This window comes from Desulfovibrio sp. SGI.133, from assembly GCF_050313955.1.
GTDB lineage: Bacteria > Desulfobacterota > Desulfovibrionia > Desulfovibrionales > Desulfovibrionaceae > Desulfovibrio.
This window is the reverse complement of sequence record NZ_JBNPMK010000002.1, coordinates 40,140-52,288: the sequence shown is the minus strand read 5'-3', so window position 1 is coordinate 52,288 and position 12,149 is coordinate 40,140. Positions and strand designations below refer to the sequence as shown.

12 protein-coding genes are annotated in these 12,149 nt (G+C 62.8%); 8 read left to right on the top strand and 4 right to left on the bottom strand.

All coding sequences use genetic code 11. The features are described 5' to 3' along the window. The first annotated feature begins 17 nt into the window (after window positions 1–17). Entirely contained in the window at window positions 18–974 is a 957-nt protein-coding gene (ybgF, locus tag ACQRBR_RS03010) for a tol-pal system protein YbgF (RefSeq protein ID WP_427812287.1), read from the top strand. Window positions 975–1,300: 326 nt separating this feature from the next. Here the strand turns inward: ybgF and ACQRBR_RS03005 are convergent, their stop codons facing one another. Next, on the bottom strand, window positions 1,301–1,645 hold the full coding sequence (locus ACQRBR_RS03005; RefSeq protein WP_040369497.1) for a DVU0772 family protein: 345 nt from the start codon (window positions 1,643–1,645) through the stop codon (window positions 1,301–1,303). 232 nt (window positions 1,646–1,877) lie between these two features. Between ACQRBR_RS03005 and ACQRBR_RS03000 the strand changes: the two genes are divergently transcribed. Together ACQRBR_RS03000 and secA are read left to right on the top strand one after the other, a co-directional pair. Then, complete coding sequence (locus tag ACQRBR_RS03000) at window positions 1,878–2,246, top strand: molybdenum cofactor biosynthesis protein MoaE (RefSeq protein WP_303878244.1); 369 nt, start codon at window positions 1,878–1,880, stop codon at window positions 2,244–2,246. A 586-nt stretch (window positions 2,247–2,832) separates the two neighbouring features. Beyond that, window positions 2,833–5,424 (top strand): preprotein translocase subunit SecA, encoded by a 2,592-nt coding sequence (gene secA, locus ACQRBR_RS02995; protein ID WP_427812286.1) that lies wholly within the window; start codon window positions 2,833–2,835, stop codon window positions 5,422–5,424. 544 nt (window positions 5,425–5,968) lie between these two features. Here the strand turns inward: secA and ACQRBR_RS02990 are convergent. Continuing rightward, complete coding sequence (locus ACQRBR_RS02990) at window positions 5,969–6,829, bottom strand: PHP domain-containing protein (protein ID WP_303878247.1); 861 nt, start codon at window positions 6,827–6,829, stop codon at window positions 5,969–5,971. Between the two features lie 220 nt (window positions 6,830–7,049). Between ACQRBR_RS02990 and ACQRBR_RS02985 the strand changes: the two genes are divergently transcribed. The 4 genes from ACQRBR_RS02985 (at window position 7,050) to acs (ending at window position 10,910) form a co-directional block, all read left to right on the top strand. Continuing rightward, window positions 7,050–7,253, top strand: coding sequence for a Trm112 family protein (locus ACQRBR_RS02985; protein ID WP_006006155.1), 204 nt, complete (start codon window positions 7,050–7,052; stop codon window positions 7,251–7,253). An 8-nt stretch (window positions 7,254–7,261) separates the two neighbouring features. Beyond that, entirely contained in the window at window positions 7,262–7,843 is a 582-nt protein-coding gene (gene yfcE / locus ACQRBR_RS02980) for a phosphodiesterase (protein ID WP_168934518.1), read from the top strand. Next, window positions 7,840–8,472 carry a Maf family nucleotide pyrophosphatase gene (locus ACQRBR_RS02975; RefSeq protein WP_427812285.1) on the top strand — a complete coding sequence of 211 codons (633 nt, stop codon included), beginning with the start codon at window positions 7,840–7,842 and terminating at the stop codon, window positions 8,470–8,472. The genes yfcE and ACQRBR_RS02975 overlap by 4 nt, the downstream gene beginning before the upstream one ends. Before the next feature lie 395 nt (window positions 8,473–8,867). Then, window positions 8,868–10,910 (top strand): acetate--CoA ligase, encoded by a 2,043-nt coding sequence (gene acs / locus ACQRBR_RS02970; protein ID WP_006006145.1) that lies wholly within the window; start codon window positions 8,868–8,870, stop codon window positions 10,908–10,910. Window positions 10,911–11,042: 132 nt separating this feature from the next. Here acs and ACQRBR_RS02965 read toward each other — a convergent pair whose 3' ends face one another. Continuing rightward, the gene (locus ACQRBR_RS02965; RefSeq protein WP_320854716.1) at window positions 11,043–11,339 is read right to left on the bottom strand and encodes a hypothetical protein; all 297 of its coding nucleotides are present in this window, start codon (window positions 11,337–11,339) and stop codon (window positions 11,043–11,045) included. Window positions 11,340–11,349: 10 nt separating this feature from the next. Next, on the bottom strand, window positions 11,350–11,571 hold the full coding sequence (locus tag ACQRBR_RS02960; protein WP_320854717.1) for a hypothetical protein: 222 nt from the start codon (window positions 11,569–11,571) through the stop codon (window positions 11,350–11,352). Window positions 11,572–11,827: 256 nt separating this feature from the next. Between ACQRBR_RS02960 and ACQRBR_RS02955 the strand changes: the two genes are divergently transcribed. Beyond that, a complete protein-coding gene (locus tag ACQRBR_RS02955) occupies window positions 11,828–12,067 on the top strand; it encodes a FeoA family protein (protein WP_006006138.1) in 240 nt (79 codons plus the stop codon). Window positions 12,068–12,149 lie beyond the last annotated feature (82 nt).

Sequence of the window (12,149 nt, the reverse complement as noted above, 5' to 3'; positions counted from 1 at the left end):
CGGGAGACCAAGACTCTATGAACAGCAAACGTCTTCTTCCTCTGTGTGGCCTGATCTGCGCCACCGCCATGCTGGGCGCTTGCGTGGGTCAGGGCAGCAGCAACGCTGCCAACGAAAGCATGTATCTTGAGCAGCGCGTGCAGGAACACGATACCCTGCTGCGCCAGATGCAGCCTGCCCAGGCCGAAGTCTGGAACCAGGTGCAGGCCATGCGCCAGGAACTGAATACCCTTAAGGGCCTGGTGGACGACCTGAAGAACGTGGGCGGTGCCGCTGCCCTGGCTGAACGCGTGCGTGCCCATGATGCCGCCCTGCGCCAGGTGGAGACCAGCATGGCCCTCAACCTCAACCTGGGCGAGCCCATGGCCGCCGGTGGCGCCGCTCCTGCCCATGCCGCCGCGCCCCAGGCCAATGCGCCCCTGTTCCAGCCCCAGCAGAACCCCTACGCCGCGCCTGCCGCTGCCGCCGGTGCCGCTGCCGGTCTGGCGACCGGTCCTTACGGTGATGCCGCTGCTGCTCCTGCCGCCGCTCCTGCCGCTGCGGGCAGCACCTGGGGGCAGCCTACGCCCCAGCCCGAAGCCAAGCCCGCTGCGAAGAAGGACATCTCGCTGGCCCTGTATGATGCCGGCCTCAATGCCTTCCAGGCCCGCAAGTACGATGAGGCCCAGCGTTCTTTCGCTGACTTCATGAAGAACTATCCCACGCACAGCATGGCTCCCGACGCGCAGTACTATCTGGCCGAGTGCTACTTCCAGCGCAACCAGTTCCCTGACGCCGCCCTGGCCTACGACACGGTCATCACCAAGTTCTCCAAGAGCAACCGTACTCCGGGCGCTTACCTGAAGCAGGGCATCTGCTTCAGCAAGATGAACCAGAAGGCCGCCGCCAAGGCCCGCATGAACGAGCTCATCAAGAAGTACCCCAACTCGCCCGAAGCGGCCCGTGCCAAGAACTTCCTCAAGACCAACAAGTAAGGCACGCGCCTGACAGATATGAAAAAGCCGGTGGCCAAAGCCACCGGCTTTTTTTATGCCCGCCGTCCGGGGAAGCACGTAGAAAACGCCCCGTGACGGACAGCTGTGGGACTGGCGTCAGGGATGCGAGTGGAGACCACAGTCCGCTTTGCTGAGCAAGGTGCCCGGCTCTGAGCTTTGCCTGTCCGATCCGGACTGAGGCTGCACTCTGGCCCAAAAAGACGAAGGGCCCCGTTGCCGGGGCCCTGTCTGGTGCGTTTGGTGTGGAGGTTTATGGGTTTGAGGAGGGAATGAAGAAGGAAGGATCGTTATGACGTCAAGGCTGTTTACTGGCCCAGTTCGTGGCGCAGCCAGCTCTTGATGGCGGGGGTGGGTTCGCTGATGCCGCGCCACTTGCCGTGCACGGATTCGTACTCGGACAGCAGGTGGTGGGGAAGCGGCATGGTGAACAGGTCTTCAGCGTGTTCGGAGTTGCGGCGCACCAGGCGGATGACGGGTTCCTTGCCCCAGCTGTCCACCACGAAGTAGTGGGACACATCTTCCTTGGAGCGCACGGGCGGATATTCGGAGTGCCAGTCGTTGTTGCCCCATTCGAGGTACATGGTCACGGCGTGTTCAGGGCTCAGGTTCCAGGAAATATCATAAAGAGCATAATCTTGCAGGCTGTTCATATACTCCTCCATGTGCTTTTTTTGAATAGTAATGATTCTTAATTAAAAAATCAATACCTAGCGAAAAAATAAGTAATATTTTTTTATTCCTGAATCATTCCAATATATTGTAGCGCTGATATCCGCGAAAAAAGCAGTTTTTCCGCGCCGTCCGCCCTTTATCCACGGGCTTGGGCCGTGTATGCTTGCTCCTGCGCCGGACCGATCCGGCACCGCAGACAAAGGAGTCAGTATGGACGTCAACAAGGTTTTGCAGGAACTCAAGGCCCGCCCCGGCTTCACCGACCATGTGGGCATGATGCTGGTACACAATGGCGTTGTCCGCGGCTGGTCGCGCAAGGATCATGCGCCGGTCAGCTCCATCACCGTCAGCCATGACCAGGCCAAGATGGACGCCATTTGTCATGAGATGGAGCAGCGCCCCGGCATCTTCGCCATCGTGGCCCAGGCCAATGAAGGGGAATTGCAGCCCGGTGACGACCTGCTCCTGCTGGTGGTGGCCGGTGACATCCGCGAGAACGTCAAAGCCACCTTTGCCGAGCTGCTGGACCGCATCAAGTCCGAAGCCGTCATCAAACAGGAACACGGCCCGGAAGCCTAGACCGATGCCGTTCAGGGAGGAGCCCCTCTGCCCTGCTGCCGCATCCGTACGGAACCGCGGCGCCCTTGCCCGCAAGGACGATGGTGACAACAGCAGACGCTTCGGATGCCCGTAGATCCCCGTATCGCCCGCAGTTTCCTGCCCCAACAGGCAGGGCCTGCGGGCAAGCTTCTTTAAAGAAGGGGCCCCTGTCTCAACGGGAAAGGCCTCTCCCTTCTGCTCCTCCCTTCCCCTTGGCCTTCCCCTTGATCTTCCCCGGCCCGGCTCTTTCCGCAGGCGGACACATCCGGCCCTGTCCAACGAAGATCCCGCTCCCGCAGAGAGGCTGTCGCAGCTTTTTCCTACAGCCCGCCCCCACCCCAGCGAGTCTCCCAGGAACGCTTTCTCCTGTCCGTGAGGGCATTTTTCCCCCCGGGTGCATTGCCAAAGCCGTGTTTTGACCTTACTTCTACGGCATGCGCGACCGTTTGTGACGCCCGGCCCCCGGTGCCGGGCCCTTTCACGCACGGCCCGTCCGTTTTTTTCAGGATGCACACGGTCGCGCGCCTGCCCCGGGGCAGGCCATCCCGCCAAACGAGGAGAACGCATGTTCGGTTTCATTTTCAAAAAGATTTTCGGCAGCAAGAACGACCGCTACCTGCGCCGCCTGCGCCCCATCGTGGCGCGCATCAACGCGCTCGAACCCCAGATGCAGGAACTGGCCGACGAGGACTTCGCCCAGCGCATGGCGGAATACCGCCAGCAGGTGCAGGCCGGTGAACGCACTCTGGACGACCTTCTGCCCGAAGTCTTCGCCCTGGTCCGCGAAGCCTCCCGCCGTGTCATGGGCATGCGCCACTATGACGTGCAGCTGGTGGGCGGCATCGTGCTGCACCGCGGCAAGATCGCCGAAATGAAGACCGGTGAAGGCAAGACCCTGGTGGCCACCCTGCCCGTGGCCCTCAATGCCCTTTCCGGCAAGGGCGTGCATGTGGTGACCGTCAACGACTACCTGGCCACCCGTGACGCCCAGTGGATGGGCAAGCTCTACAACTTCCTGGGCCTTTCCGTGGGCGTCATCGTCAACGGTCTTGACGACCAGGCCCGCAAGGAAGCCTACGCCGCCGACATCACCTATGGTACCAACAATGAATTCGGCTTCGACTACCTGCGCGACAACATGAAGTTCTACGCCACGCAGCTGGTGCAGCGCGGCCACAACTTCGCCATCGTGGACGAAGTGGACTCCATCCTCATCGACGAGGCCCGTACCCCGCTCATCATCTCCGGCGCTTCCGACGAAAGCGTGGGCATGTACCGCGCCATGGACCAGATCGTGCGCCAGCTGGGCCCCGAAGACTACACTGTGGATGAAAAAGCCCGTACCGCCATGCTCTCCGAAGAAGGCGTGGCCCACTGCGAAGCCCTGCTGCATGTGGACAACCTCTTCGACCCGGCCAACATCACCCAGCAGCACTGCATCCTGCAGGCCCTGAAGGCCCACCACGTCTTCAAGCGCGACGTGGACTACATCGTGCAGAACGACAAGGTGGTCATCGTGGACGAGTTCACGGGCCGCCTCATGGACGGCCGCCGCTATTCCGACGGTCTGCACCAGGCCCTGGAAGCCAAGGAAAACGTCACCATCGCCGCCGAGAACCAGACCCTGGCCTCCATCACCTTCCAGAACTATTTCCGCATGTATGACAAGCTGGCGGGCATGACCGGTACGGCCGATACCGAAGCCGTGGAATTCCACCAGATCTACAATCTGGAAGTGGTCTCCATCCCGCCCAACAAGCCCATGCAGCGTAAGGACTACCCCGACCTTATCTACCGTACCCGCAAGGAAAAGTACGATGCCATCATCGAGGCCATCCGCGAGCTGTACGAAAAGGGCCAGCCCGTGCTGGTGGGCACCATCTCCATCGAGACCTCGGAGATGCTCTCCCAGCGCCTGAAAAAGCTCAACATCCCGCACAGCGTGCTCAACGCCAAGCAGCACGCCCGTGAAGCCGAGATCGTGGCCCAGGCCGGCCAGAAGGGCCATGTGACCATCGCCACCAACATGGCCGGTCGCGGTACGGACATCGTGCTGGGCGAAGGCGTGCTGGAACTGGGCGGCCTGCACATCCTGGGCACCGAACGCCACGAGAGCCGCCGTATCGACAACCAGCTGCGCGGCCGTTCCGGCCGTCAGGGCGACCCCGGTTCCTCCCGCTTCTACCTCTCGCTGGAAGACGACCTCATGCGCCTGTTCGGCTCCGACCGCATCAGCGGCCTCATGGAGAAGCTGGGCCTCAAGGACGGTGAAGCCATTGAGAACACCATGGTCACCCGCGCCGTGGAAAGCGCCCAGAAGCGCGTGGAAGCCCACCACTTCGAAATCCGCAAGACCCTGCTGGATTACGACAACGTCATGAACCAGCAGCGCGAGGTCATCTACACCCTGCGCCGCGACATGATGGTGGAAGAAGATCTGGAACCCGTGCTGAGCGAATTCCGCAACGACATCCTGGACGATGCCTATACGCCGCTGGAACAGGCCGATACCGACACGGCCATCGAGCTGCGCAAGGCCCTGCAGGCCCGTCTGGCCGACGTCTTCAACCTGGGCCGCGTGCTGGCGGCCGATGCCCCCGTGCCCGACCGTGCCGGCTGTGAGGAATGCATCCACCAGATCTTCCAGCAGCTGCGCGAAGAAGCCGGTCCCCTGTACCAGGACATCCTGCGTTACTTCCTGCTGGAAGAACTGGACCGCACCTGGAAGGAACATCTGCGCAACATGGACGCCCTGCGTGACGGCATCGGCCTGCGCGGTTACGGCCAGAAGGACCCCAAGCTGGAATACAAGCGTGAAGGCTTTGAGATGTTCCAGTCCATGCTCTTCCAGATCCGTGAAGGCGTGTTCCGCGCCCTGACCCGCGTGCATGTGCAGCCTGCCGAGCCCGCCCCTGCCGAGGGCGCCGTGGAAGAGGGCAATGCCCCGGCCGAAGCTCCGCAGCAGGAAGCCCCCAAGGCCAAGCCCACCCTGAGCCTGCGCCACAAGGAGAACGACGACCTGGCCTACTCCGGCAGCCAGACCACGGACGCCGGCAACCAGCCCGCCAAGGCCAAGCCCCGCGTGGGCCGCAACGATCCCTGCCCCTGCGGCAGCGGCAAGAAGTACAAGAAGTGCTGCGGCATGGGCAAAGTCTAGCCGCTCCTGACCTCACTGACGAAAAAAGCGGGGCCCTCCATATGAGGGTCCCGCTTTTTGCATCCACACCGGCGGAGGCTGCTCGGCAGGCATGGTACGGACAGGAAAACAGGGCGCCGCGAGGATGACAGCACGAAGGGCAGCGCACGGCCGCGCAGGAAGCTCCCGCCATGCGGACGCATCCCCAGAGGGCCCGTTGCATGTACGGGCCGCATGAGGCTCATGGGAAGAGGGGTGAGCCTCCCCAAGCCCCCTTTTACCTTGGGCCTTTCAACGCAACTTTGCGTTTTATTTCAATAAAACAAAGAATTACAACTACGCATCCCCAAAGAAGGATGCCCGCCGCATGAGCCATGCGCTTATCTGAAAAAGCGCGCTGGGGAAAGGATGGGGCTTGAGGAAAGGGCCCCCCTCTCGCGCGAGCAGCGACCGAAGGCGGCCGCAAGCCGTGCCCGTCAACGACGAAGGCGCTTGACGGGCATCGACAGCAGAGATGAGGGGGTTCCCTTCCCCCACAAACAAACTGCGGATAAGTCACCACACCCTAGCAGGGCAGGCCGCGCCGGGCGCGCATCTCGCGCAGCTCTTCCAGCACGCTGTAGGGCACGCGCAGGGAGCCGTAGCCCTTGCCCAGACGGATGCGGGGCTTGTTGGTGCCGTGATAGTCCGAGCCGCCGCTGACGCCCAGGCCGTAATGGCGGGCCAGCTCCAGGCAGCGCCGGGAAGCGGCCTCGGAATGTTCGCTGTGATAGGCCTCGATGGCCGTAAGCCCGCAGGGCAGGAGGCGTTCGATGAAGGCTTCCAGCCAGCCTTCGGGCAGCTTTTGCAGCATGGGGTGGGCCAGGCAGACCGTGGCTCCCAGAGAAGAGAGGACTTCCACGGCCTCTTCGGGCTGCAGGACCTCCTTGGGCAGGTAGGCCCGGCCGTAATAGCCCAGATATTCCTTGAAGGCCTCACTGACGTCCTTCACATAGCCCTTGCGGACCAGTACGGCAGCGATGTGCGGACGTCCCACACTCTCGCCGCGGGCCTCGTGCAGCACTTCGTCAAGCTCGATCTCCACGCCCAGGCCCTGGAGCTTTTCCACGATGCGGACATTGCGCTCGCTGCGTTTGCGGCGCAGGTACTGGAGCCTGTCCTGCAGGGGAGCCAGCTCCCGGGGCAGCCACAGGCCGAGCACATGCATCTCGCCCAGCTCCGTACTGGTCGACAGTTCGCATCCACGCACGAAGTCCAGCCCCAGGTCACGGGCTGCCGCCTCGGCTTCATCCAGGCCGGAGACCGTATCGTGATCGGTCACCGCCACCGCCGCCAGCCCCTGCAACTGGGCATTGCGCACGAGCTGCCCGGGGCTGTCCGTTCCGTCAGAGGCCTGTGAATGCGTATGTAAATCAATGAATTGCATGCTTTCATCCCTGACAGTTATCTTTTTCTTTTCAAGTAAACTACGACTTTATGAAAAAAAAGCAAGCCGAGCACGGCCGCCACAAGGTACGCACGGCCCGGCAGGTCACGCTTTTCGGCAGGCGCTCCCGGCAGCTTTGGCTTGAAGAACAGACGGCAAAAAGCTATGCTTTTGCCCTCGCAAAACAGGGGGCCGCTGTCCCCCAAGACAAGGAAACATCATGATGAACACACAGGAATTGCTGCAGATTCTGGCCTGCCCCCGCTGCATGGGTTCCCTGGAGCCCCTGCCCTCTGCCGAGCATCCCGAAGGCCTGGCCTGCCCGGCCTGCAACGTGGTCTATCCCGTGCGTGACGATATCCCCATCATGCTGGTGGACGCCGCTGTGGAGCGCGCCCGCTGGGATGAGGAACACAAAGGCTAGGGCCGTCCATGCGTCTGCTCATCGCTTCCGACCTGCACGGCTCGCTGGACAGCCTGCGCTTTCTCTGTGATACGGCCCAACGCCTGTCGCCCGACATGCTGGTGCTGCTGGGCGACCTGGTCTACCACGGTCCGCGCAATCCCCTGCCCGGCGGCTACGACACCCGCTCCGTGCTGGAAGAACTGGATCGCCTGAACCATCTGCCCTGCCCGGTCACGGCCGTGCGTGGCAACTGTGATGCCGAAGTGGACATCATGCTCACGCCCTTCGCCGTTTCGGAGAACGCCTGGATAGAGGCCGACGCCCTGCGCATCTTCGCCAGCCACGGGCACCGTCTGCCGGAGAACCCGCCTCTGCCGGGTTTTGCCCCGGGTACGGTCATCCTGCGCGGCCATACCCACATCCCGCGCGGCGAGAGCCTGGACGGCCTGCACTTCTGGAACCCCGGCTCCCTCAGCCTGCCCAAGGGCGGATTCCCCCGCAGCTACGGCCTGTATGAGGACGGCTGCTTCCACGTCTACGACATGGAAGGCAAGGAACTGCTGCGCCACTGGCCCCGCCAGAACTGGCCTCATCAGGCGGGCCGATGAACACGGCCCCGCTCCAGCCCCTTTTCCTCCTGCGGCCCGGCATCCGTCTGGTGCTGGCTTCGGCCTCGCCGCGACGCCGCCAGTTCATGGATGAGTGGGGCCTGCCCTATACCATCGTCCGTCCCACCGGGGTGGAACCGCGCCCCGAACACGGGGAAACGCCCGCCGCCTACGCCCTGCGTGCCGCTACGGCCAAAGCGCGGGCCGTGGCCGCCTCGGCGGATGCCGGGGCCGACGACCTGATCCTGGCCGCGGACACCGTGGTGGCCCTGGGCCACGACATCCTCGGCAAGCCCGCCGACGATGCGGACGCTCTGGACATGCTGCGGCGCCTTTCCGGTCGCGAGCATGAGGTCATCACCGGCGTCTGCTGTCTTTTCCCCGACGGGAACAGCGCGGGCTTTGCCGATACCAGCGCCGTCCGCTTCCACGCCTGGCCGGACGACGTTCTCCGCACCTATGTGCGCAGCGGCGAACCGGCCGACAAGGCCGGAGCCTATGCCATCCAGGGCCAGGGGGCCTTTTTGGTGGAAAGCGTGCACGGTTCCTGGTCCACGGTGGTGGGCCTGCCGGTGAGCCGTCTTGCCGCCCTCTTGCTGGAGGGGGGCTGGATGCGTCCCGTGGACTGATCCTTCCGCATCATCATCTGCTTTTCAGGGCGGTCTCGTCATGAGGCCGCCCTTTTCATTTTTCGGCCGCGCTGCCGGGCACTCTCCCGGAGATCCTGCATTTTTTGTGCGGAAAATCAGGACATGTCCTCACGCATCGAAAAAATTTTTAAAAAAATTTCATAAAAAATGCCCTTAGATTGAGATTTATTTCACTATCTATCTTTTCCGTGCACACCGGTGTCTGCTGCCGTTTTGTTGCACTCTGTTTCAGCCCCTTGTCCCTTTTTTCTCCACAATGACTGGTAGCACAAACAGTTTTCTGGCCCTTGACGCCCGTAAGAAATCACTTTACGCCGGTAGCATGGATGATTTTCCACTGTTGTTTGCAGTCTTAAGCTTATGGAGTTGCCATCATGTCCCAGGAACGGATTACCACTCTCTTAACCGAGAAGCGTAGCTACCTCCCCCCCGAGCACGGCAAGTCGTCCGCGTGGATCTGCGGTCAGGACGAAGCCGACGCCATCTGCCGGCGAGCTCTGGAAGACCCCAATGACTTCTGGGGTGCACGCGCATCGCAGCTGATCCACTGGTTCAAGCGCTGGGACAAGGTACTGGAGGCCGACGAAGCGCGGCACAAGTACAGATGGTTCACCGGCGCCAAGCTCAACGCCGCCTTCAACTGCATCGACCGCCACCTGATCTCCGGCCGCCGCAACAAGGCCGCCCTCATCTGGCAGGGCGAAAAGGAAATGGACGTGCGCTGCTTCACTTACCAGATGCTCTATACCGAGGTCTGCCGTGTGGCCCACGCCCTGAGCTCCCTGCACATCAACAAGGGTGACCGTGTGGCCCTGTACATGCCCATGATCCCCGAGCTGGTCATCGCCATGCTGGCCTGTGCCCGCATCGGCGCCATCCATACGGCCATTTTCTCCGGCTATGCCGAAGGCGGCGTGCGCAGCCGTATCCAGGGCTCCAAGGCCAAGGTCGTCATCACCGCCGATGCCGCCATCCGCGCCGGCAAGATCAAGCCCCTCAAGGCCAACCTGGACCCCATCCTGGAAAAGTGCCCCTCCGTGGCCCATGTGGTGGTGGTGAACCACGCCGACCTCTACGACGTGAAGATGACCCCCAACCGCGACATCTGGTGGCATGACCTCATCGAGGACTTCACCCTGGACGTGGACTTCCCCTGCGAGCCTATGGACGCCAACGACACGCTCTTCCTGCTGCATACCAGCGGCAGCACCGGCAAGCCTACGGGCATCATGCACTCCACGGGCGGCTACCTGACCTATGCGGCGCATACCACGCAATGGGTCTTCGACATGCGCGACGACGACGTCTACTGGTGCACGGCCGACATGGGCTGGATCACCGGCCATACCTACGGCGTGTACGGGCCGCTGGCCCTGGGCGCCACCGTGGTGATGTTCGAAGGCGTGCCCACATGGCCAAAGCCGGACCGCTACTGGCGCATCGTGGAAAAATTCCGCGTCAACATCCTCTACACGGCCCCCACGGTCATCCGTTCCCTCATGCGTCTGGGCGAAGCCTGGGCCGAACGCTATGACCTGCGCACCCTGCGCATCCTGGGCTCCGTGGGCGAACCCATCAACCCCGAAGCCTGGCACTGGTACCACAAGAACATCGGCGGCAGCGAGCTGCCCATCGTGGATACCTGGTGGCAGACCGAGACCGGCGGCGCCATGATCAGCCCCCTGCCCTACGCCACCAAGCTCAAGCCCGGCTCGGCCTCGCGGCCCCTGCCCGGCATCGACGCGGCCGTCATGGGCGGCAGCGCCACCCGTGACGAGGAAGACGGCGACGGCTCCACCCGCAGCGGCCATCTGGTCATCCGCAAGCCCTGGCCCGGCATGATGCAGGGCGTGTACAACGACGAAGAAAAGTACCAGTCCTACTTCTCGCGCTTCGGCTGTTACGAATCCGGCGACGGCGCCGAAGTGGACGAGGACGGCTACTTCTGGATCCTGGGCCGCGTGGACGATTCCATCAACGTTTCCGGCCACCGCCTCTCCACCGCCGAGATCGAGGCCGTGCTGGCCTCCTGCCCCGAAGTGGCGGAAGCCGCCGTGGTGCCCATGCCCCACGCCCTCAAGGGCGAAGGCATCTACGCCTACGTCGTCACCCGTGACGAAGTGCCCTGGAGCGACGACGTGCGCAAAAAGCTGCGCGACACCGTGCGCCGCGACATCGGCGCCCTGGCCTCCCCCGAATACATCCAGTTCGTGGAAGCCATGCCCAAGACCTGCTCCGGCAAGGTCATCCGCCGCATGCTGCGCAAGATCGCGGGCAACGTCTATGACGATCTGGGCGATACCACGGCCCTGGCCAAGCCCGAAGTGCTCGACCACATCATCGTCGGTCACCGCAACCTGCTGCAGGGCCAGCACGAGACGGCCAACCTGCCCGACGAGGACCAGCCCAAGGAATAGGCTCTCCCCCGCTCCCTGATACAAAAAAAGACCACCCGCCGACGGGTGGTCTTTTTTTGTCCTCAGCCTCCTGCGGGCTCCTTTCCCTTGCGGAGCGGCCGGCCCCCCAGGCCGCAACGGCCGCTCCAAAGTTCAGGAATCGTTGCCGCGTCCCTCCGCGCGCGTCTCCCGCAGCATGCGCCAGAACTGGCGGCATTCCTCGGGATAGGAAGCCATCAGGAAACACAGGGCCAGGGCCACCAGAGCCAGCAGGCACAGGGCCAGGCAGACGATCTGGGCCAGGGCCAGCAGGGCGACCAGGGCCGCCAGCAGGCCCGTTCCCCAGACCGCAAGCCGCCGGATACCCGTGGCCAGCAGGGCTTTCCACCGGGGAACGGCCGCCCCCGAAGCAGCGGGCAGGGCCGCATTCCTGTCGGAAGGACGCTCCATGTAATGATCCTTACAGGGCCTTGCGGCGCTTCCAGACGTGGTCGGCCAGCAGGGCGCTGAACACGGCGCCGGTCAGCACATGGGCCGTTTTGTTGCCGGCAAAGCCCAGCACCACCGATGCCCCCAGCGCACCGAGCATGATGCGCATGGCCAGTTTGCGCCCGCTGAGCTTTTTGGTCGCGGGCCGTGCGGGAACAGCCAGGTTTCCTGTAGCGAGACAGACTTCTTCCATAAGAACACTCCTGGGGTAACAGGTTAAAATAAAAAGATAAAAAATTTTACATACCAATCAAAAGAAAAATGAAAGTGATTTTCTTTTTTCTTGACAGTCATCCTAGTTTACGCCATGCTTCTTTGCAAGCCCGGAGTAGCGGTTCGACATGCCGGATCAGCCGCCCCCCAAGCCCGGTCGGGATCGTCCCGGCCGGATCGCACTGCGCAGGTATGCCGGTCCCTGCTCCGGGCCCGTACCAGCAAAGGAGAAGATCATGAGCGACATCATCAGCCTTCGTCAGATGCAGATCGGCCAGAGCGGCAGGATCGCCACTGTGGAAGCCCTTGGAGAAATGGGCCGCCGCATCCGGGACATGGGTCTGATCCCCGGGACCACCGTTTCCATCGTGGGCCGCGCGCCCCTCAAAGACCCCGTTGCGCTGCGCCTTTCCGGCGTGACCGTCACCCTGCGCAACAGCGAAGCCGACCACATCACCGTCGACGTCTCCAACTAGCCCCTTTCTTCTCCCAACCATGCGTCTTTTGCTGTCCGGGCCGTGCCAGAACATGGCCCGGATGGCCCTCTGTATCCTTTTA

Bases quoted from the DNA above. Each gene is read 5' to 3' on its own strand.
- ybgF (WP_427812287.1), top strand. From the start codon at position 18: ATGAACAGCAAACGTCTTCTTCCTCTGTGTGGCCTGATCTGCGCCACC.
- ACQRBR_RS02990 (WP_303878247.1), bottom strand. From the start codon at position 6,829: ATGCAATTCATTGATTTACATACGCATTCACAGGCCTCTGACGGAACG.
- ACQRBR_RS02960 (WP_320854717.1), bottom strand. From the start codon at position 11,571: ATGGAAGAAGTCTGTCTCGCTACAGGAAACCTGGCTGTTCCCGCACGG.
- yfcE (WP_168934518.1), top strand. From the start codon at position 7,262: ATGCGTCTGCTCATCGCTTCCGACCTGCACGGCTCGCTGGACAGCCTG.
- acs (WP_006006145.1), top strand. From the start codon at position 8,868: ATGTCCCAGGAACGGATTACCACTCTCTTAACCGAGAAGCGTAGCTAC.
- ACQRBR_RS02965 (WP_320854716.1), bottom strand. From the start codon at position 11,339: ATGGAGCGTCCTTCCGACAGGAATGCGGCCCTGCCCGCTGCTTCGGGG.
- ACQRBR_RS02985 (WP_006006155.1), top strand. From the start codon at position 7,050: ATGATGAACACACAGGAATTGCTGCAGATTCTGGCCTGCCCCCGCTGC.
- secA (WP_427812286.1), top strand. From the start codon at position 2,833: ATGTTCGGTTTCATTTTCAAAAAGATTTTCGGCAGCAAGAACGACCGC.
- ACQRBR_RS02955 (WP_006006138.1), top strand. From the start codon at position 11,828: ATGAGCGACATCATCAGCCTTCGTCAGATGCAGATCGGCCAGAGCGGC.
- ACQRBR_RS03005 (WP_040369497.1), bottom strand. From the start codon at position 1,645: ATGAACAGCCTGCAAGATTATGCTCTTTATGATATTTCCTGGAACCTG.
- ACQRBR_RS03000 (WP_303878244.1), top strand. From the start codon at position 1,878: ATGGACGTCAACAAGGTTTTGCAGGAACTCAAGGCCCGCCCCGGCTTC.
- ACQRBR_RS02975 (WP_427812285.1), top strand. From the start codon at position 7,840: ATGAACACGGCCCCGCTCCAGCCCCTTTTCCTCCTGCGGCCCGGCATC.